The organism is Actinospica acidithermotolerans (assembly GCF_018139625.1).
Classification (GTDB): Bacteria; Actinomycetota; Actinomycetes; order Streptomycetales; family Catenulisporaceae; genus Actinospica; species Actinospica acidithermotolerans.
In genome coordinates this window covers 1-1086 of record NZ_JAGSOH010000290.1, presented here as the reverse complement: position 1 = coordinate 1086, position 1086 = coordinate 1, and the positions used below count along the sequence as shown (strand labels likewise).

The 1086-nt window shown below is 73.3% G+C and carries 1 protein-coding gene; it reads right to left on the bottom strand.

Annotation, left to right across the window (positions count from 1 at the left end; all coding sequences use genetic code 11):
* A partial coding sequence (locus KDK95_RS34730; RefSeq protein ID WP_212522602.1) for an ATP-binding protein occupies positions 1-1086 on the bottom strand: 1086 nt, incomplete at both ends.

Below are 1086 nucleotides of genomic sequence, written 5' to 3'. Positions count from 1 at the left end.
CGCCCGCCCCCGGCGCGCCGGGCCGCCTCCCTCCCACCCCCGGCCACACCGCCGGCCGGGGCGGCGGCGGAGACGCCCAGGCCCGCCGGGAGCACCACCTCCAGCCGCTTGCCGCCGACCTCCACGGTCACCGACTCCCGGGCCACAGGCTCCGCGACCGCCCCGCCCGGCCCGGCGTACGGGGCGATGGTGTTGTCGAACTCGGTCTCGATCCACCGGGTGTGCACCGAGAACGCCGTGTCCGGATCCGCCGGGGCGAACGCCGGATCCTGCACCACCGCGCGGTGGAACGGCAGCACCGTCGGCATGCCCTCGACCTCGAACTCCGCCAGCGCCCGCCGGGCCCGCTCGAGCGCCTCGGTCCGGGTGCGCCCGGTCACGATCAGCTTCGCCAGCAGCGAATCGAAGTTCTGCCCCACCGCCGCGCCCTGCTCGATCCCCGAGTCCACCCGCACCCCCGGCCCGGCCGGCGGCCGGAACACGCTCACCGTGCCGGGCGCCGGCAGGAACCCGCGGCCCGGGTCCTCCCCGTTGATCCGGAACTCGATCGAATGCCCGCGCAGCACCGGATCGCCGTACCCGAGCTCCTGCCCCTCGGCCACCCGGAACATCTCCCGCACCAGATCGATCCCCGCGACCTCCTCACTCACCGGATGCTCCACCTGCAACCGCGTGTTGACCTCCAGGAACGAGATCGTGCCGTCCTGCCCCACCAGGAACTCGCACGTCCCGGCCCCCACATACCCGGCCTCCGCCAGGATCGCCTTCGAGGCCCGGTAGAGCTCCTCGACCTGCCCCTGGGTCAAAAACGGCGCCGGAGCCTCCTCCACCAGCTTCTGGTGCCGCCGCTGCAACGAGCAGTCCCGGGTCGAGACCACCACCACGTTCCCGTGCACATCCGCGATGCACTGCGTCTCGACATGCCGCGGCCTATCCAGGTAACGCTCCACGAAGCACTCCCCGCGCCCGAACGCCGCCACCGCCTCACGCACCGCCGAATCGAACAGCTCCGGGATCTCCTCCAGCGTCCGCGCCACCTTCAACCCCCGACCCCCGCCCCCGAACGCCGCCTTGATCGCCACCGGC